General features: G+C 61.8%; 19 protein-coding genes. 5 read left to right on the top strand and 14 right to left on the bottom strand.

Annotated elements, in window-relative coordinates; genetic code table 11:
• Positions 1 to 99 precede the first annotated feature (99 nt).
• Positions 100 to 777 (bottom strand): histidine phosphotransferase family protein, encoded by a 678-nt coding sequence (locus tag ACQ66J_RS09805; RefSeq protein ID WP_430431485.1) that lies wholly within the window; start codon positions 775 to 777, stop codon positions 100 to 102.
• 65 nt (positions 778 to 842) lie between these two features.
• On the bottom strand, positions 843 to 1082 hold the full coding sequence (locus ACQ66J_RS09800) for a hypothetical protein (RefSeq protein ID WP_430431484.1): 240 nt from the start codon (positions 1080 to 1082) through the stop codon (positions 843 to 845).
• Positions 1083 to 1310: 228 nt separating this feature from the next.
• Here ACQ66J_RS09800 and ACQ66J_RS09795 point away from each other — a divergent pair, with 228 nt between their 5' ends.
• A complete protein-coding gene (locus tag ACQ66J_RS09795) occupies positions 1311 to 2801 on the top strand; it encodes a peptidoglycan DD-metalloendopeptidase family protein (RefSeq protein ID WP_430431483.1) in 1491 nt (496 codons plus the stop codon).
• A gap of 6 nt (positions 2802 to 2807) precedes the next feature.
• Here the strand turns inward: ACQ66J_RS09795 and ACQ66J_RS09790 are convergent, their stop codons facing one another.
• Positions 2808 to 3647, bottom strand: a complete 840-nt coding sequence (locus ACQ66J_RS09790; RefSeq protein WP_430431482.1) for a dienelactone hydrolase family protein — start codon at positions 3645 to 3647, stop codon at positions 2808 to 2810.
• A gap of 287 nt (positions 3648 to 3934) precedes the next feature.
• Here ACQ66J_RS09790 and ACQ66J_RS09785 point away from each other — a divergent pair, with 287 nt between their 5' ends.
• The gene (locus ACQ66J_RS09785; protein WP_430431481.1) at positions 3935 to 4369 is read left to right on the top strand and encodes a glyoxalase superfamily protein; all 435 of its coding nucleotides are present in this window, start codon (positions 3935 to 3937) and stop codon (positions 4367 to 4369) included.
• A 36-nt stretch (positions 4370 to 4405) separates the two neighbouring features.
• Here ACQ66J_RS09785 and ACQ66J_RS09780 read toward each other — a convergent pair whose 3' ends face one another.
• The 6 genes from ACQ66J_RS09780 to ACQ66J_RS09755 form a co-directional block, all read right to left on the bottom strand.
• Positions 4406 to 6193: a PAS domain S-box protein gene (locus ACQ66J_RS09780; protein WP_430431480.1), complete on the bottom strand. Its 1788-nt coding sequence runs from the start codon at positions 6191 to 6193 to the stop codon at positions 4406 to 4408.
• Positions 6194 to 6347: 154 nt separating this feature from the next.
• Positions 6348 to 8969: an ATP-dependent chaperone ClpB gene (gene clpB, locus ACQ66J_RS09775; protein ID WP_430431479.1), complete on the bottom strand. Its 2622-nt coding sequence runs from the start codon at positions 8967 to 8969 to the stop codon at positions 6348 to 6350.
• A gap of 208 nt (positions 8970 to 9177) precedes the next feature.
• The gene (speE, locus tag ACQ66J_RS09770; RefSeq protein ID WP_430431478.1) at positions 9178 to 10065 is read right to left on the bottom strand and encodes a polyamine aminopropyltransferase; all 888 of its coding nucleotides are present in this window, start codon (positions 10063 to 10065) and stop codon (positions 9178 to 9180) included.
• 156 nt (positions 10066 to 10221) lie between these two features.
• Entirely contained in the window at positions 10222 to 10671 is a 450-nt protein-coding gene (speD, locus tag ACQ66J_RS09765; RefSeq protein WP_430431477.1) for an adenosylmethionine decarboxylase, read from the bottom strand.
• Between the two features lie 56 nt (positions 10672 to 10727).
• The gene (locus ACQ66J_RS09760; RefSeq protein WP_430431476.1) at positions 10728 to 11783 is read right to left on the bottom strand and encodes a 1,9-bis(guanidino)-5-aza-nonane synthase; all 1056 of its coding nucleotides are present in this window, start codon (positions 11781 to 11783) and stop codon (positions 10728 to 10730) included.
• A gap of 2 nt (positions 11784 to 11785) precedes the next feature.
• Positions 11786 to 13039 (bottom strand): type III PLP-dependent enzyme, encoded by a 1254-nt coding sequence (locus tag ACQ66J_RS09755; protein ID WP_430431475.1) that lies wholly within the window; start codon positions 13037 to 13039, stop codon positions 11786 to 11788.
• Positions 13040 to 13378: 339 nt separating this feature from the next.
• Here ACQ66J_RS09755 and ACQ66J_RS09750 point away from each other — a divergent pair, with 339 nt between their 5' ends.
• From ACQ66J_RS09750 to ACQ66J_RS09740, 3 genes are all read left to right on the top strand, one after another.
• Positions 13379 to 14599, top strand: a complete 1221-nt coding sequence (locus tag ACQ66J_RS09750) for a substrate-binding domain-containing protein (RefSeq protein WP_430431474.1) — start codon at positions 13379 to 13381, stop codon at positions 14597 to 14599.
• Between the two features lie 132 nt (positions 14600 to 14731).
• Positions 14732 to 15385, top strand: a complete 654-nt coding sequence (locus ACQ66J_RS09745) for a MarC family protein (protein WP_430431473.1) — start codon at positions 14732 to 14734, stop codon at positions 15383 to 15385.
• A 74-nt stretch (positions 15386 to 15459) separates the two neighbouring features.
• Positions 15460 to 15636: a hypothetical protein gene (locus ACQ66J_RS09740; RefSeq protein WP_375549955.1), complete on the top strand. Its 177-nt coding sequence runs from the start codon at positions 15460 to 15462 to the stop codon at positions 15634 to 15636.
• 15 nt (positions 15637 to 15651) lie between these two features.
• Here ACQ66J_RS09740 and ACQ66J_RS09735 read toward each other — a convergent pair whose 3' ends face one another.
• From ACQ66J_RS09735 to ACQ66J_RS09715, 5 genes are all read right to left on the bottom strand, one after another.
• Positions 15652 to 17196 (bottom strand): GNAT family N-acetyltransferase, encoded by a 1545-nt coding sequence (locus tag ACQ66J_RS09735; protein WP_375549956.1) that lies wholly within the window; start codon positions 17194 to 17196, stop codon positions 15652 to 15654.
• Positions 17197 to 17341: 145 nt separating this feature from the next.
• Positions 17342 to 18175, bottom strand: coding sequence for an N-carbamoylputrescine amidase (gene aguB, locus ACQ66J_RS09730; protein ID WP_430431472.1), 834 nt, complete (start codon positions 18173 to 18175; stop codon positions 17342 to 17344).
• Positions 18175 to 19359: a serine hydrolase domain-containing protein gene (locus tag ACQ66J_RS09725; RefSeq protein WP_430431471.1), complete on the bottom strand. Its 1185-nt coding sequence runs from the start codon at positions 19357 to 19359 to the stop codon at positions 18175 to 18177. Before ACQ66J_RS09725 ends, aguB begins: the two co-directional genes overlap by 1 nt.
• A gap of 4 nt (positions 19360 to 19363) precedes the next feature.
• Positions 19364 to 20380: an agmatine deiminase family protein gene (locus tag ACQ66J_RS09720; protein WP_430431470.1), complete on the bottom strand. Its 1017-nt coding sequence runs from the start codon at positions 20378 to 20380 to the stop codon at positions 19364 to 19366.
• Between the two features lie 53 nt (positions 20381 to 20433).
• Entirely contained in the window at positions 20434 to 22029 is a 1596-nt protein-coding gene (locus ACQ66J_RS09715) for an alkaline phosphatase D family protein (RefSeq protein WP_430431469.1), read from the bottom strand.
• Between the last annotated feature and the right edge of the window lie 161 nt (positions 22030 to 22190).

Below are 22190 nucleotides of genomic sequence, written 5' to 3'. Positions count from 1 at the left end.
CAGCCCCGGTGTTACAAAGCGGCTTTGTCACCAAGACTGTCACGACCAGAGTTAACGCAAGGTTGGGAACCTGCGCATTCTGACAAAAGATGTAATCTTTTATTCAGCCGCCTGAATCTGACCGCCTTCAGGGCCGATTAAAGCCGCCAGTTCAACCCGGTCGCCGTCCAGCTGCGCTTCCGCCCGACCGCCGCTTTCACGGGCGATCAGTCCTGCATAATACGGCTGCACGGACCGACCGTCATACCCGTCTTCAGGACGCTCGCCACGGATGGCTTTCTGATAGGCCTCGTCCAGTCGCAAACGCGCGCCTTTGGCGATGACCCGCAAACGCGCGCCCCCGTCAGCACTGGCGGAGGTTTCGACAATCACCTCGCCGCCGCGCGGCAGGCTATCCACGCCGATCCAGATCAGGTTCAGCAGGACACGGGCTGCGGTCTTGCTGATCGCAGTGTTTTCTGATGGCCAGACAAGATCGGGGCGAGAATCCTCAAACATCGGGTTCGCAAGCGTTTTGATCTCAGACAGGGCGACTTCACCGCCCCGGGAGCCGGCGGCCCCAAAGCATACACGCGAATATTCCAGCTTGGCCCGGATCTGCTTGGCGCCTGTGCGCAACAACGCAATAGCGTCGTCGCGCATGTCCAGCGCACTGTCATCATCCAAAACGGACAAGGCTGCGCCCATGGCGCTGGTTGGCCCCGCTATGTCGTGACAGACGCGGGAGGACAGCAAGGCTGCGAGTTCGGCGGCGGTGGGGGCGATCTGAGTGCTCATAACGCTATGCTTAATGCGATTCTCGACGGAAAAAGGGTTAACGGCCTGCGTCAGGATCAGACGCCTCAGGCGCCGTCGTCCAGGTCGTCATGCCCGCTACGGCTGGAATGAAACACCAGGGCCATCAGTCCCACGCCCAGCCCGACAGTGAAGATGACGCCCAACCCCATGGCCAGCCAGCCATGCCAGCTGATGCTGAACGCAACATCGCCGCCATCCATGCTGGTCCAGATATAGACAGAGACCCAGACCGCGCCCGCAAGCAACACGCCCAATACGAGACTGAGGAGGATAATACTCTTCATGGACAAACCTTTCCTGCGACCCGGCGGGGTGTCGCGTGTTCACTATCTTTGCAACCTGTTAAGCGATGCGCCCTAAATGCGAAAGACAAAGCTAACTCTTTGTCACGTCTTTGCGCGTGCGCCATGCCGAACTGGAATGAAGATTGCAGCTTAAGGCACTTCCAGATGCGTTTCAGGCGCGCTAGCATCCCCAAGCTGCTGGGGAGCAATGAGGGATAATCTGCGTACATGTCCGGATTTGATGTGCACTTGGCTGACGCCCGGCGTTCCCGCTCGTTAATCTTTTTTGTCGCCGTCGGCGCAGCGCTTCTGCTGACTGTCGGCTTTCTGATCAGTCGCGATCAGTCTGACCCGCGTCTCTCCGCTCAGGCCCAGACCGACCGGGCCGAGCAGATCGAGACCGCCGCCGATACGGCGCAGCCTCCCCCCAGTTCCGAAGCGACGCCCGATGATCAGAGCCGTTTTGACACGCCGCAAGCGCAGGTGATGTCAGAACACGCCCTGTTCACGAACGCTGACGTTCGCCCCGAAGTTCAAAGTCGGGACGTCACCGTGCGCCGCGGTCAGACTTTCGCCAGCGTGCTGGCGGACGCTGGCGCAGATCGCATTGACGCTGCGCGAGCGATCAACGCGCTCGATCCGCTGTTCTCGGCCCGCCTGCTGCGCGCAGGTCAGGACCTGACCTTGTTTTTTGAAACGCCCACAGCCTCAGAACTGCACCTGGCCGCCGCAACCGATGCGCCTGTCGCTGAAACGCGTCTGGCGGGCTTCTCTTTCCGCCCTGACCAGGAACGCACGCTCACGGTCTCGCGCGACGGGGACGGCCAGTTTCACGCCCGCGAAGCCACAGCCAGCCTGCAGCGCGAAGTGGTCCGGGTCACCGGCGAAGTCAGCTCCAGCCTGTATCTGTCCGCCATCGAGCTGGGCGCGACAGACCGCGTGGTGTTTGAACTCGCTAACATTTTGGGCTTTGCCGTCGACTTCCGCACCGTGCAGCCTGGCGACCCGTTCGACGTGGTCTTCGAACGGTTTGTGAACAGCCGCGGCGAGACCGTGCGCACTGGCAATATCTTGTATGTGGTGTTCGACGGTCGCGGCGAGCCTCTGGAATATTTCCGCTATGAAATGGAAGACGGCGAAGTCGGCTATTACACCGGCGAGGGTGAAAGCGCGCAGCGCCTCTTGATGCGCATGCCCATCAACGGCGCACGCATCTCCTCCTCCTTCGGCATGCGGTTCCACCCGGTGCTGAACCGGAACCGCCCTCATAACGGCACGGACTTCGCCGCGCCGCGCGGCACCCCGGTGATGGCGGCGGGCGCCGGCATCATCGAGCGCGCCAACCGGTTCGGCTCTTTCGGGAATTATGTGCGCATCCGTCACAGCAATGGTTATGAGACGGCCTATGCGCACCTGAACGGTTTCGCCAGCGGCATTCGCTCGGGCAGCCGGGTCCAGCAAGGTCAGATCATCGCCTATGTGGGCACCACGGGGCGCTCGACCGGCCCTCACCTGCACTATGAAGTGCATCTGAACGGCAACCCGACCAATCCGATGAGCCTGGACCTGCCTACGGGCCGCCGACTGGAATCTGACGAACTCGCTGACTTCATGAGCGCACGCGATCAGCTGATCGAGATCCGCGACAGCGCCCCGCCTGCGCTGGACGCCACTGAGGCAGCGCCGTTTTTGACCGCTGATAACGCAGGCGACGCCTAGCAATCCCTAGCGCTGTCTCTGCAAACGATAGCTGAGAAACGCCAGCACATCGCGGGCGGCTTCATAGGTGGGTTGGCCATCCTCGGCGATCAGGTCCTTGGTCAGGACCGCGTGCGGGAAAGGATTGCCGTTCGGGTTTTTCGCTGCATCGGGCAGCACCCGCGTCTCCAGCTTGTCGCCCAGCACCTCTTGCAGCGCGTCGAAGCGCCCGGCCTTGCACGATGGGTCGCCGTCAAAGCGCAGGGCCATCACTTCCAAATCATCGCGCCCTGAGAGCGCCTGCGCCTCGTCCACGTCCAGATGTACGGAATGGGCGGCGTTGAACGGCAAGGCCGGCTCACCGGCCACCGCCGCAATTACGCTCGGCTCAACCGCCACCGACCAGGCGAAATTACCCGTCAGGCACAAGCCGATGGCGCCGACGCCAGGCCCGCCGCACTCTTCATGAATCTCGCGCGCCAACGTGCGCAGCCAGTCGGAAATGGGCGAGCCGCCCGTGCGTGCGAACAGACGGATTTCACGGCTGATGCAGGCGCGCGCCATGCCGCCGACCTTGCCATGCACTTGCACCAGCTCTTCATGCGGCGTGCCGGCCGGATCATAAAGCGCGGGCGCATAGACCCGGAAGCCCGCCGCGACCAGCCAGTGCGCCAGCCGCCAGAATTCCGGCACAAAGCCCGGCAATTCATGCATCAAGAGGACGCCGGGCCCCTCCCCCGCCACCAGCACGGGGTGGCTCATGCCCTGGGCTTCCCAGTCAAACGCTTCGGTGAAGGGCGTCCGGTCATCCAGGGCCAGCACGTCAGAAAACAGGGTATGGCTGAATAGGTCTTTCGCCTGCGACATCGGGCGGCCCCTCCTGATGGTGTTCACGCCGTGAGTTTGACCTCTTTCTGGAGCGACGGACAGAGCCGATCCGGGATCAGGCGCGTTTTGACCTTTATCTGAGCGCTTGACCCGGCGCCGCCCAAGGCGTAAATCCCCCGCCGGGCTGGAAGCGCCCGCCGTCCGCGAGACCTCTGGTCTTTGGTGAAGTCTTCTTTTTTTTCTTGTGCATGTCGTGCAGCTCATCAAGCGGCGCGGCGGCAATGCGGGCCCCGCCGAACAGGCCGCCTTGATGAAAGGCGCACACCATGACGACTCACATCCTGCCCGACCTCACCGAGCTGAAAGCTCAGGCCAAACGCCTGCGCGCGGCTTTGGAGACCGACGGCGATTTCATCACCCATTCCGAAGCGCTCGAGCTGATCGCCAGACAGTATGGCTGCCGGGACTGGAACACGCTCCACGCTCAGGTCGGCAACCGCCCCAGCGAGCCCTATCATATGGGAGGCCAATGGGCGGGAACCTATCTGGGACAGCCCTTCACCGGCGTCGTACACGCCCTGAAGAAACTCGATGACGGGGCGCACTACCAGATCAGTTTCGACTTTGACGAAGCGGTGGATGTGGTGAAATTCGACAGCTTTTCAGCCTATCGAAAACGCGTGACCGTGACGATGGATCGTCAGGGGCGCTCGGTGCAGAAAACCTCGGATGGCCAGCCCTATCTGGTGCTGACGCGGTGATTTCGCAAAAAAGAGGCGGAGCATGATGCTCCGCCTTTACCCTGCTAGCTGTTGCAAAGATTCGTTGAGCGCCCGAACTTGCGAGTCATTGCCGCTGACGACATCCGAAATCTTATTGGCGGTCACCGCAGCGCGTTGGGACAGTTCGCGCACTTCTGCTGCGACCACTGCGAACCCGCGTCCAGCGTCACCTGCACGACTGGCTTCGATCGTTGCGTTGAGTGATAGCAGGTTCGTCTGCTTGGCGATTGTGTCGATTTCCGCCACAAATTCACTGATTGAAACGCCAGACGTGATCACATCCGCCATGGCAGCGTCAGCTTTGGACAAAGCCTGGCGGCGCGTTGTGATGTCAACACCGAACATCAAGTATTTGATGATATGGCCGTTCATATCTCGAACGGCGGAGAAGACGGCGTCCAGAGCCAGCTCTCCTTCACCAAAAACCGTATCCTTGCGCACCAGATCACCACGCTCGAGCCGCGCCAAATCATTCTGGTCCAGGAAATGGGTCAATTGGGTCGCTGCGCCCGACGGACAATTGGTCCTGAGATATGGGTTCATCTCGGCGGAAAGGTGCGGCGCGCCCCATTCCGCGATCGCGCAGGTCTCGCTGATGGCGGACAAGCGGGTTTCAAACTCCAAGGCTTGTTGCTTGACCGCATTAATATTGGCCTGAATGGAGACATAGCGGACCACTTCGCCCTGCGCATTGCGCACAGGGTTTACGGCCAGGGAAATCCAGTACGGCTCACCACTCTTTGTATAGTTCAGGATTTCCTCATAAAATGGCTGCTCGTTCTTTAGATACTGCGAAATGCGCGACACGGTCTGGGGGTTGGTGCCGGGCCCTTGAAGCACGTCGCCCGGCTTTTTTCCCCTGACTTCTTCGAAGGTGAAATCAGTCATTTTTGTAAAGCCGGGATTGACGTATTCGATAAGCCCCTGCGCATTGGTGATGAGGACCGAATTGTCGGTTTCATTCGCCACAAGCGACAGAATAGCGATTTCTTCACGCTGCCTGACTTCCTCAGTCACGTCTCTCAAGAACGCTGTGTACAGCGTCTTTCCGCCGAGCTTCACCCTCGACAGAGACAGCGAAACCATCAGCTCATCGCCGCTTTTGGTTTCAAGATTGACTTCTCGGAAGGTGCCCACGATCTTGTCTTGGCCCGTCGTCCGGTTGGCGTTGACGTAATCATCGTGGCGAGGCTGGTGGATTTTCGGAACCAGCATCTTGACGTTGCGACCCAGCACTTCACTCCGGTCATAACCCCACAAACGCTCGGCCGCCGCATTCATGAAGGTGACGATATTGTTGTCGTCAATCGTCACGACAGCATCTAACGCCTGCTCCAAAGTCTGACTGATGATCTCGCGCTGTTCGCGTTCGGCTGTGATGTCACGCACGAAAGCGGCGTACCCGTGAGGTCGCCCCGGCTCTTCCACTTTTGAGAGCGCCAGCGATACGTAGCGGCGCTCGCCATTTGGCCGCACAATCTCAACTTCACGACTGGAGCCGACAATCTTGTCTTGTCCTGTCCGTCTGTGACTGTTGACGAAATCGTCGTGATTATCCCGATACTCTTCAGGTACGAGATATTTCACATTGCGCCCGACGACCTGAGCGGCCTCGACGCCCCAGAGCGTTTCCGCCGAGGGGTTGAAATAGGTCACAATATTCTGGCTGTCGATCCGAATGACGGCGTCTAGCGCCTGCTCCAATATCTGGTCGGCGATGCTGGCGGCGTTTTGGGCCCCTGACTCGCTGTGGTTGCCCATGTCAGCACCGACCATGCTCATGGTGTTATTGAAGAAGCCCATCGCAGAATCCTGAATTAATTAATTCAAGATCGAACTCTGCTCAGGGGGCGTTAACAGCTTATGAAAATTTTCCTATGGATGAATCGCATCATAAATATTTAATGATAGAGATGCGCTGCCCGGACCGGTCGCCCGGTCAGGACAGCACATAGACTTACTGGATAACAGCCGCCTTGGGCGGCTGGGCGTTTCGGCTCACAGCCTTGCCGTTCACCGTCAGCGCATCGCCTTCGGTTGAGACGGTCAAGGTCTCGCCGTCATGCAGGCTGCCTTCGAGAATAAGCCGGGCCAGCGGGTCCTGCAGCTCTTTCTGGATCACCCGCTTCAGCGGCCGCGCGCCATAAGCCGGGTCATAGCCTTTGGCCGCCAGCCATTGCCGGGCGCCGTCATCAAGCTCCAGCACCATGCGGCGATCTTCCAGCAGCGCTTCCAGACGCTTGAGCTGAATGCCGACAATGGCGCCCATATGCTCCTCGGCCAGACGACGGAACAGGATGATCTCGTCGATCCGGTTGAGGAATTCGGGGCGGAACGCGCCGCGCACCACATCCATCACCTGATCGCGGGCATCCTCCACATCGCCGGACAGCAGGAATTCCGAGCCGAGATTGGAGGTCATGATCAGGATGGTGTTGCGGAAATCCACCGTCCGGCCCTGACCATCGGTCAGGCGTCCGTCATCAAGAACCTGCAAGAGCACGTTGAAGACGTCCGGATGGGCTTTCTCCACCTCGTCAAACAGCACCACCTGATAGGGCCGACGTCGCACGCTTTCAGTCAGCGCGCCGCCTTCTTCATAGCCGACATAGCCCGGAGGCGCGCCGATCAGGCGGGCGACGGAATGTTTCTCCATATATTCCGACATATCCATCCGCGTGATCGCGGTTTCGTCGTCAAACAGGAACTCCGCCAACGCCTTGGTCAGCTCGGTCTTGCCCACGCCCGTAGGGCCCAGGAACAGGAAGGAGCCGATGGGCCGGCTTGGGTCTTTCAGGCCCGCGCGCGAGCGGCGCACGGCGTCAGAAACCGCTTGCAGCGCCTCTTCCTGACCCACAACGCGCTTGCGCAGCCCGTCTTCCATGGCCAGCAGCTTCTCGCGCTCGCCTTCAAGCATCTTGTCCACCGGCACGCCAGTCCAGCGGCTGACCACGGCGGCGATCTGCTCTTCGTCCACCACTTCTTTGACAAGGCTTGAGTCATTGGCGGCGCCGTCGGCCGCGTCCTCAGCGTCCTTGAGCTGTTTTTCCAGCTGCGGGATCTGGCCGTATTTTAGCTCGGACGCACGGCCCAGATCACCCCGGCGCTCCGCGTCGGCGAGTTCAGCGCGCAGGCGGTCCAACCGCTCCTTGATCTCGGTGGAAGAGGCCAGCTTGTCCTTCTCCGCGCGCCAGGCGGCGGTCAGCTCGGCGGACCGGCCTTCCAGTTCGGACAATTCCTTGTGCAGCGTTTCAAGGCGCTGTTTGGAGGCGTCGTCGCCTTCCTTCTTCAGCGCTTCGGCCTCGATCTTCAGCTGTATGATCCGGCGATCGAGCTCATCCAGCTCTTCCGGCTTTGAATCCACCTGCATGCGCAAACGCGCCGAGGCCTCGTCCATCAAGTCGATCGCCTTGTCGGGCAGGAAGCGGTCGGTGATATAGCGGTTGGACAGGGTCGCCGCCGCCACGATCGCGCCGTCCGCGATGCGCACGCCGTGGTGCACTTCGTATTTTTCCTTCAGCCCGCGCAGAATGGAGACGGTGTCCTCTACGCTCGGCTCTTCCACGAAGACCGGCTGGAAGCGCCGCGCCAGCGCCGCGTCCTTCTCCACATGCTTGCGGTATTCATCCAGCGTCGTCGCGCCCACGCAATGCAGCTGACCGCGGGCCAGGGCGGGCTTGAGAAGGTTGGACGCATCCATCGCGCCATCGGTCTTGCCGGCGCCCACCAGCGTATGCATCTCGTCGATGAACAGGATGATCTGGCCGTTCGCGGATTCCACCTCGTTGAGCACCGATTTCAGGCGCTCCTCAAACTCGCCGCGATATTTCGCGCCGGCGATCAGGGAGCCCATATCAAGCGCCAGAAGCTTCTTGTCCTTCAGGCTCTCAGGCACATCGCCATTGACGATGCGCAGGGCCAGGCCCTCGGCGATGGCGGTCTTGCCCACGCCCGGCTCGCCGATAAGCACCGGATTGTTCTTGGTGCGGCGCGACAGCACCTGAATGGCGCGGCGGATTTCCTCATCGCGGCCAATGACCGGATCAAGCTTGCCCTCGCGCGCCACTTCAGTGAGGTCGCGAGCGTATTTCTTCAGCGCTTCATACGTGTCTTCCGCCGACTGGCTGTCCGCAGTGCGGCCCTGGCGCAGATCATTGACGGCGGCGTTGAGCGCCTGGGGCGTCACGCCAGCCTGTTTGAGGATTTCCTCGGCCTTGTGCCCTTTGACCAGGCTCAGCCCCTGCAAGATGCGCTCGGCGGTCACATACTGATCGCCCGCTTTCTTGGCGGCGTCCTCGGCGCTTGAAAACACTTCGGCGGTCTTGGGAGCCAGGTAAATCTGCCCGGTCGCGCTCTCCACCTTGGGAAGCGCGCCCAATGCGCGTTCGGTCAGATCCGCAGCCACTTCGGGACGACCGCCTGACGCCTTGATCAGATTGATCGCCAGCTGCTGGTCGTCATCCAGCAGCGCCTTGAGGAGGTGTTCAGGCGCGAAATGCTGGTTCTTGTTCTTGAGGGCGAGCCCTTGAGCCGCTTGCAAGACGCTACGGGCCCGGTCGGTGAATTTTTCAAAGTCCATAATCATGTCTCCTGAGTGTCAGCGAGACAGGCGGGGCCGGTGACCTTCTTGGAAGCATCCCCACACCGCCCTGTCACCTCTCGAAGTAGGTGTTGCATATCCGGCACACAAGAGGCTGGCCTGGGAAAAGACGAACCGTAGCAGGCAGGCACGAAAAGGGCGGCACCATGCGGCGCCGCCCTCGTCCATTTCCAGCCAAGCTCCACCCTTATGCAATCTTTTCCGCGATATAGGGCGGCAGGGCGAAGCTGCCCTTGTGGATTTCGGGGCTGAAATACTTCGTCTTGATGTCGAGCGCCGCAAAGCGTTCGCGGATCGTCTCGATATCGCGATCAAACGTCGCGCCCTCATTGGTGGCGAAACCCAGCGCCATGAAGCCGCCCGAGAAGGCCGGCACGCAGATCAGGTAAAAGCCAGAGTGCTTGAACAGCGATTTGAAGCTGTCGGAGGTGGATTTCACCGGCTCGGGATGGATCGCGGCAAGACCGGACTGGGTGACGATGACGCCGCCATCGCTGAGCAGTTTTGAACAAGCCGTGTAGAACTCACGCGTGAACAGCACCGCGCTCGGCCCGACCGGGTCAGAAGAGTCGATCAGGATGAGGTCGAATTTATCCGTGGTCTCCTCGACATATTTCGAGCCATCCGCGATCACCACATTGACGCGCGGGTCCTCAAACGAGCCCTGGGACACGTCGGGGAACCATTTCTTCGAGAACTCGATCACGTCCGGGTCGATCTCCACCAGGGTGATCGACTCCACGCCCTTGTGCTTGAGCATTTCGCGCATGGCGCCGCCATCGCCGCCGCCCACAATCAGCACGCGTTTCACCGCGCCGTGCGACAAGAGCGGCACATGGCTGACCATCTCGTGGTAGATGAACTCGTCCGCCATAGAGACCTGGACCAGGCCGTCAATCGCCAGCACGCGGCCGTTCTCGTCGTTCTCAAACACGATCAGGTCCTGAACGTCCGACGCTTCGGCGTAGAGAAGTTTGTCGATGCGCAGGCCGTTGCCGATGCCCGCGCTCAGCGATTCCCGGAACCACAGATCGCCATTGGCGTCGCGATAGGTGTGCTTGGGAGTGTCGGTCATGATCGTCTCCTGAAAAAGCGTGCAGGACAGGCGGACGCGCCGCCTTGAAGGGATGGCGCGTTGCTTCGCGCCCCCGGCGTGCAAAGGCAAGAAAAAAGGAAAGGGAGCGGCTCGTGAGAACCGCTCCCGTGTGTCAGCCCATCGGGCGGAAAGCGCTTACGCGCCCTCGCCGCGCAGGATTTCAGTGACGCGCACCTCGGCGGCCTCAAAGGCCTCCTTGAGGATCGCCACGGCCTTGATTGGCTGGGCGTCGCCGCACATGAACACGTCGAACGCCGCATAGTCGCGCTCGGGCCAGGTGTGGGTCGAGATATGGCTTTCCGCCAGCACCGCCACGCCCGACACGCCGCCATTGGGCTCAAACACGTGGGTGTGGATGTGCAACAGCGTCGCGCCGCAGGCGGTCACGCAATCGCGGAACGCCTGCTGGATGCGGTCTTCATCGGTCAAATGACGCGCGCCCATCAGATCGATGATCAGATGGCGACCGGCCACCTGTTTGCCGTCGACCATGATGAAGTGATCAAGATCGTCTTTGGCGTTCGTATCGACCGGTTCGAAGTCGGTGTTGTACTGGGGGCTGTCCGCCAGGGTCAGTCCGTCCATGAGAAGGTCCCTTCCATGTGGGAACGCGGCGCGTCGGCCGCGCTCAGTCCCGTGTTCTAAAAAGCGTCGTTGAAAAGGTCGGCGAACCGACGGCGGGGGCGCTGTTTCCAGGCGCCGCGGTGATAGACGTCCGAGACGATGACCGGCGCCACTGTGGTGGCTTCGGCGAACACCATCTGCTCCAGCGCTACATCCACCTTGCCCCAGGAACACGCTTCCTTGAGGGTCGAGGACGAACAGGCGCCGTCGCGAACGTCGGCCACGGTGATTTGCACCGCGTATTTGTGCATTTCCACGTCGTCATGGCCGAGGATTTCTGCGCAGACGACCGTGTCTTGCGCAAAGTTCTTCGGCACGCCGCCGCCCACCATGAACAGGCCGGTCGAGCCCGCCTTGATCTTGATGTCGGTCAGCTCGCGGAAATCGGCGACGGAATCGATGGACACATAGCCCTCGCCCGCCTTGATCCGATTCACCTGATGTTTGACGAGACCAAACCCGGCCGAGCAATCGGAGAACGCCGGCACAAAGATCGGCACGCCATGGCGATAGCACTCTTCAATCAAAGAGCCTTCTTTCTTGGCGTTGCCGTCCGCGAGCCATTGGCCCATAGCCTTGATGAAGGCGCGCGAGCTGATCGGACCCTTGGGCAGGCTGTCGGCGATATCGCCGATGATATGGTCGCATGCCTGCAGGTCTTCCTCGTCGATATAGGTGTCGTAAATGCGGTCGATATAGAGGTCGCGCAGCACCCGGTCGTCTGGAATGTCCCTGGCCTGGTAGTGTTTGAAGCCCACCGCCTCGAAGAAATCCATGTCCACAATGGACGCGCCCGTGGCGACCACAGCGTCGACCATGTTGTTGCGGATCATGTCGCGCCACACATGCATGCAGCCGCCCGCAGACGTGGAGCCCGCCAAGGTCAGGATCACAGAACAGTCGGGATCTTCCTGAGCCGCTTGCAAGATGCGCGCAGCCCGCGCCGCATCGCGGGAGGTGAAGCTCATCTTCTCCCAGGCGTCGATGATCACGCGGCCGTCAAAGCTCGCAATGTCGATATGTTCGACCGGGCTCGAGAGCAGCTCTTCCTTGCGGTTTGAGGTGTCAGCCATCCTCAACGCCTTTTCATGATGCGGTTGCGGCGGCGCCGGTTCAGGCGCGGAAAGGAGACCACACGGTCGTTCTCGTCTTCGTGACCCGAGGCGACATCCGCCACAGGCCGGTCATAGACGGAGACCCAAGGGAAGTCGGACACCGTTACGGTCTCCACCTCGCCAAAGCCGTTGAACCGTGTCGCCATGGCGACGCCGTAAGCGCCCATGAGCGCAAACTCGATCACATCACCCTCGGACAAATCCGCCGGCAGCTCGATCGGCGCCGCAACAGCGTCGATGGCGTCGCAGGTCGGCCCGTACAGACGGAAGGCCGCGGTCTGAGCGCTCGGCTCGCCTTTCGGACGGTGCACACGGATCGGATAGGGCCATTTCATATGGACCAGATCGAACAGCGTGCCGTAGGCGCCGTCATTGAGGTAGACCTGATCGCCCTTGACCAGCTCGACGCGGGTGAGGATCGATGTGGATTCCGCGCACAGCGCCCGGCCCGGCTCGCACCACAGATCGGCGTTCTCGAGAACCATCATCTCTTCAAACGCGTTTTCGATCGCGGCCACATACTCAGACAATGGCGGCGGAGTCATGCCCGGATAGGCGACAGGAAAGCCGCCGCCCACATCCACGATGTCCACGGTGACGGCCGCGCGCTTGATCAGGCGCGAGACGTCCAGCATGGCCGCACGATAGGCGCTCGGCGCCATGCACTGGCTGCCCACGTGAAAGCTCACGCCCAGCTCGTCGGCATAGGTCCGCACGCGCTGGATCAAATCCACCGCATCATCTTCGGACGCACCGAATTTGCCCGCCAGCGGCAGAGTCGCGCCGTCATTGGAGACAGCGATGCGCACCACCAGGGTCAGATCCTTAGCGTAGCCGGTTTCGGCGAGAATCTTTTCAAGCTCGGCTTCACAATCGAGCACGAAAATGCGCACGCCATGTTCAAAATAGGCCGAGTTGATGGCTCGACGGCTTTTGACCGGGTGCATAAAGGCCATGGTCGCGTCCGGGCAGCGCGAGGCAATCAGCTCAACCTCGTTGAGCGACGCCACGTCGAACCAGCGCATGCCGGCGGCGTACAGCGTATCGATCACCCACGCGGACGGGTTTGATTTGACCGCGTAGAGCACTTCGCCGGGAAAATTGTTCTGGAACCAGGATGCCGCAATCGTCAGTCGATCGGGCCGCGCGCAGGCGACCGGGCCTTCGACAGGCCGAGAGCGGACCAGGTCCAGGGGCGTATGGTAATGAGACAACTCACGGAACCCCCTGCTTGTTGTTAACCCAATCCGGCATCGAGCGGATCGCCTCCGCCGGGACGGCGCGAATTAAATCCTGTGACCCTGCATGTAAAGTCGAAAATTTGTACGTCTTGATTTTTTTTCGCGGCGGCGAGGGTCGATTCATCCACATGCGTATCCATCAGCGTCACAAAGGGGTCACCTAATCAGACCCTTGGCGTTTTCAAGGATGGCATGCGCGTTCTCTGATACGGTGCAGTGAATATTTGCTTGCGCGCGTGTCATAAAACTGATGCGTCCTTCACGTTAGAAGAACCAACGCTGCATCCGATGATAAGTTCCAGGAGAGACGAGATGCCTCAACTCCGCGCTGATCACCTTCTTGTCGCATGCGCCGCGCTGGCGCTTATGGCCTGCGGCGAGCCGCGAGAAGACATTGTGCTGCTGGACGAGCCGGCCGCGCCGGCCGCGCCGTCTGACGCTGAGACACCTGTCCCAGGCGCTGGCGTCGGCGGACGAGACGGCTTGCGCATGGTGGGGTCCTCCACCGTCTTCCCCTTCGCAACAGCGGTCGCAGAGAGTTTCGGCGCCAAGAGCACGTTTCCGACCCCTGTTGTGGAAGCCACGGGCACGGGCGGCGGCATGAACCTGTTCTGCGCAGGCGTCGGCCTGGGCTATCCGGACCTGACGGGCGCGTCACGCCCCATCAAGGCGACCGAGTATCAGCTATGTCAGGACAATGGCGTCGTCGCCATCACCGAAATACCGATCGGCTATGACGGCATCGTGCTGGGCAACTCGATCAGTGCGGACGCGATGGATATTGAGCGTGTGCAGCTCTACCTGGCGCTGGCGGCGGAAACCCCCATGCCCATCACGGCCGAGGGCGAGTCGCTGTTTGACGAGCAGGGCGCGTTGCAGTCAGGCCGAAATTTTGGCGAGATCGCCGGGTTTTCATGTCACAGCTTCATCGCCAACCCCTTTGAGCGCTGGTCTGACATCTCGTCTGATCTGCCTGCACAGCGCATTGAAGTGTTTGGCCCGCCGCCCACGTCGGGGACGCGCGACGCCTTTGTCGAGCTCGACATGATCATGGGCGCACAGGAGGTGGACTGCCTGGCCGCTCTGTCTGAAAGCGACGAGCACGCCTTTGAACGTCTCGCTTCGCGCATCCGCGAGGACGGCGCTTGGGTGGACGCCGGCGAAAACGACAACACCATCGTCCAGACTCTCGCCAACTCCCCGGCCGCCTTCGGCATCTTTGGCTATTCCTTTCTGGAGCAGAACGGCGACCGCATTCAGGCCGCCAGGGTCGACGGGATCGCGCCGACTTACGAGAACATCTCAAACGGCGTCTATCCCGGATCGCGGTCCTTGTTCGTCTACGTCAAGAACCAACATGTGGGCGTCGCTCCGGGCCTGCTGCCCTTTGTGGAAGAGCTGACCAGCGAAGATGCTTGGGGTCCGTTCGGCTATCTGGCTGAACGCGGCCTGATCGCCCTTCCCGAAGCGCGCCGCCAGGACGCCGCACGCGACGCACGCGCCCTCAGACCCATGCAGACCCCAGCCCAATAATCAGTGTTTGCGATGACGGTTTGAGTACGCTCTGCTTATGACACAGATCGGACCTGCATGGACGCGGTCTCGCCAAGGCTGAGCGGGCGTGTTAGGCCGGATTGCAATGTACGGTTCGAACTGGGGACACCTATGGACGCGATGGATCTGAGTCTTTTGACCGCCTCTCTGGTCACTTTTTTCGTGGTGATCGACCCGATTGGCGTAGCTCCGATTTTCGCGAGCCTGACCGAAGGCTCCACCCCCACCCACCGCCGGGTGATGGCGATCAAATCGGTGCTGATCGCGACTGCGGTTCTGTTCGGCTTCGCCTATATGGGCGAATGGCTCCTGGGCGCTCTGCATGTGAGCCTGGACGCTTTCCGCGCCGCGGGCGGCGTGCTGTTGTTCATGCTGGCGCTCGACATGATTTTCGAGACCCGCTCCAAACGCCGCGAAGAACGCGCTGAAGCGCTCAACGAGGCGGATGAAGAGATCGCCGGCACCAACGAAGACATCTCCGTCTTTCCCATGGCCATTCCCATGCTGGCGGGCCCCGGCGCGATCGCCTCCATCATGCTGTTCATGAATGAAGCCGAAGGTCTGGGCGGCCAGCTCATGGTGTTCGCCGGCATGGGCGCAAACCTGCTGCTGTGTCTGGGTCTGTTCCTGGCGGTGGGCGCGATCATGAAACTGATCGGCGACACCTTGGCGGCGATGATCACCCGAATTCTGGGCGTCATCCTGGCGGCGCTGGCGGCGCAATTCCTGTTTGACGGCATCCGCGGCGCGCTGCTGGCGGGATAGTTTGCGGCCTCTTACCATTTATTAGGCGGCGGTGTGTAAGCTCTCACCCAAGTTGATGTGGGAGCCTGCATTCCGTGTCGTTTCGCCTGATCATCCTCGCCTTCGCGGCGATCACCGCCATTGGCGGCCTGCTGGCGGGCGCGCTGAGCCTGATGGGCGGCGCGCTGGATCAGGCTGTGGCCTTCACCTGGCCCGGACTTGCAGGCGCCGTGGCGCTGGCGCTGATGGCGCCAGGACGTCCCGCGAAATAAACGCGCCGCCTGGCGCTAGCCGCGGTCTTTCCAGACAATCCTGTACAGATCGAACCGGCGGTCGCGCAGATTGCGAACCGTGCCCGAGCGCCGCGCCTGCACCAGATCATCCAGGTGCAGATCGGCCACCGCGATCGTCTCCACGTTTTCACTGGTCTCCGCCGCGACGCCGTCCCGCGCAAATGGAAAATCGCACGGCGTCAGAATGGCGCTCTGGGCGTAGTTGATGTCCATGTTCTCAACGCCGGGCAGATTGCCCACATTGCCCGCCGTGACCACATAGAGCTGGTTCTCGATGGCCCGGGCATGGGCGCAATACCGCACCCGCAAATGGCCGCCCCGGTCATCGGTGGCGTAAGGCGCAAAGATGATCTTTGCGCCTTCATCGGCCAGACGCCGCGCCAGCTCTGGAAACTCGGTGTCATAACAGATCAGCACGCCCACCGGCCCGCAATCGGTGGGGATGGTGGCGACCGCGTCGCCGCCCTTGATGTTCCACCAATAGCGCTCGTTCGGCGTGGGGTGGATCTTCTCCTGCGCATGCACCGAACCGTCGCGCAGGAAGACATAGGCGACGTTCTGGATGTCGCCGTCATCGGTGCGCGTGGGGTGGGAGCCGCCGACAATGTTGATGTTGTAGCGCACCGCCAGCGTGCTCATCAGCTCAACGAAGCCCGGCGTATGGCGCGACAGGGCGGCGATGCTTTCCTCGGGCGTCAGCTTGCGCTTTTCGAGCGCCAGCAGCGCCACGGTGAACATTTCCGGGAAGACACAGAAATCCGCGCGATAGTCGGAACAGACCTCGACGAAATATTCGACGTTGCGTTCAAACTCCTTGAGCGTCTCCATGGAACGCATGGCCATCTGGATCGCCGCCACCCGCACGGTGTTGGGCGTGGGCCGGTTCACCGGACCATTGCTCTCCACATACATGGGATTGCGCCAGACCATGCGCGCCGCGGCGCCGCCAGAGTCCGCATCATCGGGCAGATAGCCTGTCAGGACGCCCGCCGGCTCATACCCCATCCGCATCTGGAAGTTCAGAACCGGGTCGCGCAGCTCATTATTGACCACGGCGTCGAGATAATCCTGCGGGGTCGGGTATTGCTTGCGCTTGCGGCGAAAGCCCGCCATGCGGCCGCCGAACACAACGCCCTTCAGCCCCCATTCCTCGCACAGGGCCTTGCGCGCATCGTAGAGCCGCTGACCAATGCGCAAGCGGCGGCGGCTGGGATCCACCGCCACTTCCATGCCGTACACCCAGTCCCCATCGGGATCATGACGCGCCGCAAACCCGCCCCCGGTGATCGACGCCCAGCTATGACGGGAAAACGCAGCCTCTTCATCAATGATGAAGCTGGCGCACCAGCCCACCAGATCGCCTTCATACTCGACCACGAACTGGCCTTCGGGGAAGTTCGCGATCTGGCCGCGGATCATGGCGGGGGTGTCGGGATCCCATCCCGGATACGCGCGCTCCTGCAGGTCCAGAATGGCGGGCACATCAGACAATGTGGCGGTGCGGACCAGAAGTTTTGCGGAGCGGCGGGTCTGGGTCATTCATATTCCCTTCTGGTCACCATAAACGGCGCCGCGCCATCGTGAAGATCGCACTGCGCCGTTGAAATGTGTCATGCCGGCGAAAGCCAGCGCGTATCAGCCTTAACGTGCCGGACGCGTGAAAGTTTCCGGGCCTGCGCAGCGTCTAGAGATACAGATCCGGCCGCCGGTCGCGGAAGAACCCCCAAGCCGCCCGGAAGGTGTCGAGGTCCTTGCGATTGAACGTGGCGGTCAGAACCCCGGTCTCGGTCCGGCCCAGCTCGGCTTTCACCGCGCCGGTATTATCGGTGATGAAGCTGGTGCCATAAAACACCTGCCCGTCTTCATCGCCGATCCGGTTGGCCGCGCCCACGGGGATGCAATTGGACACCGCATGGCCCTGCATGGCCCGGCGCCAGGCCGCCGCCGTGTCCATCTCGGGCGCCTGAGGCTCCGCGCCGATCGCTGTGGGGTAAAGCAGCATGTCCGCGCCCAGCAGCGTCATGGAGCGGGCGGCTTCAGGGAACCATTGATCCCAGCAAACGCCGACGCCCACCTTGCCGAATTTCGTGTCCCAGACCTTGAAGCCGGTATCGCCGGGTCGGAAGTAATACTTCTCCTGATAGCCCGGCCCGTCCGGGATATGGCTCTTGCGGTACACGCCCAGCGGCTGGCCGCCCGCGTCCACCATCACCATGGAGTTGTAATAGTGCGGCCCCTCACGCTCATAGATCGAGACGGGAATGGCCACATCGAGCTCCTGAGCGAGCTTTTGCATGGCGATGACGCACGGATGCTCCAGCGCCGGATAGGCGGTCGCGAACCAGTCCTCGACCTGGGTTTTGCAAAAATACGGGCCCTGGAACAGTTCGGGCGGCAAGATCACTTGCGCCCCCTGCCCGGCCGCGTCGCGCACCAGTTCTGAAATGGTCTTGATATTCTCGTCCATGCCGGCGTTCAGCGGGGCTTGCAGGACGCCCATTGTGAAGGTGTCGCTCATTATCTCATCCGCGCGATCGCATCGTCTACGAAGGCCCCAGGGCCATCGCCGGTGCGCATATCCATAGCCGTCGGCCAAAGCAGACGCGGCAATCCCACATCCGCATTCCAGAGCGCAACGAACGCAAAACCGGTTTCAGGCTCAAGCACCACCTGCGAGCCATACCCGGCCAGCGCGCCGCCATGCACGATCAGGGTGCGTTCGCCCTGCCAGTCATAAATCCGCCAGCCCAAGCCATATGCGGTGTCCTGGACCCGGCCCAGGCGGCGCAGATTGCGCGTTTGACGCAAAGAGCGGGTTTGCGGCGTGTGGGCGCGTTCAATAGCCTGCGGCGACAAACCATAGCCTTCGGGGTCCATCTGCGCCTGCGCCCAGATGATCAGATCATTGAGGCTCAGCGACACGCTCGCCGCCGCCGGCAGGGTGTCATAATCGGTCGCGGTCCCGCCCAGCCTCTGCCGACGCCCGAAATGCGGCGCGGCGAAGCTGGCGGCCCGCGTGAGGTTTTCCGCGCCGAAGCCGGCGCTCTGCATGCCTAGCGGATCAAACAGATAGGTCTGGACCGCGTCGGGATAGCTTTGCCCGGTGGCGTCCTCGATCAGGTCGCGCACCACGTCAAAGGCGACGTTTTGATACGTGTAGCAACCGCCGGTTTGGCACAGGAGCGGCACCTCGGTCAGTCGCGCCCTCACGGTATGGGCGTCCTGCCCTGCCTCGATCAGATTGTCATAGGCGTTCGGCGGCAAGCCGGTCTGATGGCTGGCGAGCTCACGCCAGGTCGGCTGCCGCGGACCGCTGAGATCGAGCACGCTTTCCGGCACTCGTGCATCCAGGCTGACCAGACCCGCTTCATCCAGAAGGCCCAGCATGGTGCCCGCGAAGGTTTTTGACACCGACGCCAGGCGGAACACCGTGTCCGCCGTCACCGCCTCGCCTGAGCCGCGCACGGTTTCACCAGAGGTATAGATCGCCACCGGCTCGCCGTTTTCCAGAATCGCCGCGGCGAAGCCCACCATGCGGTCATGATGAGCCACATCGGCGACTTCAAGCTGGAAGGCGTCCAGATAATCAAGCGCTTGCTCAACAGCCTGCATGGGCGCTTCCGGCTCCGGCGCGGGCGAACTCGCCGACACATCAGACAGGGCCAGGGTCAAAACGCTGAGCGGTAAAGCAAGTGCAATCAATGGGTCATCCAGCCTGATCGGGTTGGTTACACGTGACGCAATGGAACGCGCCGCCACCTGTCAGGATATGGTTTGCGGGGCTGGCGACAACCTCATGAGCAGGAAAAGCGTGGGAAAGTGCGCGCACCGCCGCTTCGGAATGGCGGTTATAGGCCGGCATCACCACATGGCGCGGCCCGATGATCCAGTTCATGTGAGACGCGGCGGCGGGTCCGCCATCTTCGCCTGCGACAAAGCCCGGCGAGGGAATCTCAATCACTGTCAAAGCCCGGCCTTTGGCGTCCTTCGACGCTTTGAGGGCGCGGATCGTGCGCGCATAGAGCGCGGTATTGGGATCGCCCAGACCTGAAGGACGCTGGGTCACCACGACGCCCGGCGCCGCAAACCGCGCCAGATTGTCGATATGCCCGTCGGTATGATCCCCCGCCAGCCCGTCATCAAGCCAGATCACTGTCTCAATGCCGCAAGCGCGTTTCAGATCGGCTTCAACCTGCGCGGCCTTGAGCTTGGGGTTGCGATTGGGGTTGAGCAGCACGTCACGCGTGGTGAGCACGGTCCCGTCGCCATCAAACTCCAGTGCGCCGCCTTCACAGACCCAATCGAGCGTCTCGATCTTGGCGCCGACCTGTTTGGCGATCACGGCGCCGATGGTCTCGTCGCCGGGATAGTCGTACTTGCCGCCCCAGCCATTAAACTTGAAGCGCACGGCTTTCAGACCCTCGCCGCTGGTCACGAAGACCGGGCCGGTGTCGCGCGTCCACACATCGCCATAGGGTACGCGCACATAGGTCGCGCGGTCGCCCATGGCGCGGCGTGCGCTCGCCTCGGTCTCGGCGTTCGCCACATAAATCGTCAGCGGCTGCGCCTTGCCCTTCGCGCCAGGCGTAGCGGCCAGGGTCAGAAAACGGGCGAATTCCTCGCGCGCGCCTTCCAGCGCATCGCCCCAATCCTCATGATAGGGCCAGGCGGTGTGAATGACGGTTTGAGGGGCGGTTTCGTGGGGTACGGAGCGTGTGGTCATAAAACGCCAATATCACGCGCCGCACCCCGGCAATAGCGGATTTATCGCTACGCTCAGACTTCCACGGCGCCGGGCTGTCCGGCTTCGATCACGTACTGTTTCTGGTTACGTGGCGCATACCCGTCTCGACGCGACACATCACCCACCACGCGCAGATCCACCTCGGCCCGCTCCCGGCTCAGCCGGATCAGGCCATAACCCTGCTCGCGGGAGTCATAGTGTTTGATATGCGGGTTGGAAGGCAAGAAAGGTATGGTTTGCTCATATCTACTGCTATGGCTGGTGACCGCCGTGGTGACAAACTCTGACGCCACGGTCGCCGAGTTCATGTCCGCGTAATCCGCCTTCACATCGGTGACCCAATAGCAATGCGTGTCGCCGCCCAGAATGATCGGATTGGCGTTTTCGCGACGCGCCAGGGCGTCGATCAGACGCTGACGGGCCAGCGGATACCCGCTCCAACCATCGGTCCAGACCATGGCTTCGCCGGTTTCCGGGTTGGAGAAGTTGAACGGCGAGAATAGGGTCGGCTGAACGATGAAGCTCCAGATCGCGCCCGATCCCGCGACGCCGCGCGAGAGCCAGCGTTCCTGCCCCTCGCCCAGATAGGTGCGGGTCGGATCGGTGAGATCCTCACAGCTGGCCGGCACGATATTGCCACCGCGATCGGTTTCGGACGGGCACGCCATCGGGGTCTTGAACTGGCGACCATCGGTCATGTTCACTTCCGCCAGATCGCCAAACACGCTCTGCCCGTAAATGCGCATCCGGCCCGAAGCGCGCTCCAGCATGGAGCGGCGACGCAGCGGCATGTTCTCCCAATAAGCCTGGTAGGCGGCGAGACGACGGGCCCGGAAGTCTCCGGCTGAGACAAAGGGCTGCTCGCTGATATCGCCGGCGTAATCATTGTCCACCTCATGATCGTCCCAGGTCACAAGCCAGGGCGCGATGGCGGCGGCGGCCTGAAGATCGGGGTCGAGACGATACAGCGCATGCACCCGGCGATAGTCTTCCAGCGTATAGGGCTCGGGCGTCACATGGCGGCGCACCTGCGGGCCCCAGCTCGATTCATAGATGTAGTCGCCGGTGTGCACGATCAGGTCGGGACGCTCTTCAGCCATGTTGCGATAGGCGTGGAAATAACCCTGCTCATAATGCGCGCACGAACACCAGGCGATCTTCATCGCATCCACGCCAGACCCATAGGCCGGGGCGGTCAGCGCGCGGCCGGTCGGGCTGGTCACCCCGCCGGCATGGAAGCGGAAGAAATACTCCCGTCCCGCCGGCAAGCCATAAAGCTCGGCATGAACGGAATGCCCCCAATCGGGCAACGCCCGCTCGACGCCAGAGCGCACGATGAGGGTGAAGGCTTCGTCTTCCGCCAACTCCCACGCCACATCGACGGCTTCAGGCGCCATGCCGCCATCGGGATCCAGCGGGTTCGGCGCGAGGCGCGTCCACAGCACGAAACCGTCAGAGGTCGGCTCGCCGGACGCCACGCCCAGGGAAAACGGATCATTGCGAAAGACCGGCGCAGAGCCTTGCGTCACCGGCATGGTGCAGCCCGCCGTCAAAGCGGCGGCGGCGCCGGACGCGGCGGAGGTCAGGACGAAACGACGCGTCCATGCAGAAGCGAAAGTGCGGACCATGATCTTTTCCCATGCCAAGAAGCTGTCAGCGTGGGCTTCCCATACCGCGCCGGGGTCACAGTTTTGCGACGATCCGGGCATCAAGCGAAGCCCTGGCGACAAAAAGAAAGGGCGGCTCGATGAGCCGCCCTTCCCGTAATCCAATCGTATCGGCGTAGGAG

Origin of the sequence: Oceanicaulis sp., assembly GCF_965284345.1 — a bacterium.
Lineage (GTDB): Bacteria > Pseudomonadota > Alphaproteobacteria > Caulobacterales > Maricaulaceae > Oceanicaulis > Oceanicaulis alexandrii_A.
The sequence above is the reverse complement of the archived record's forward strand: the minus strand, read 5'-3'. Positions and strand labels throughout refer to the sequence as shown.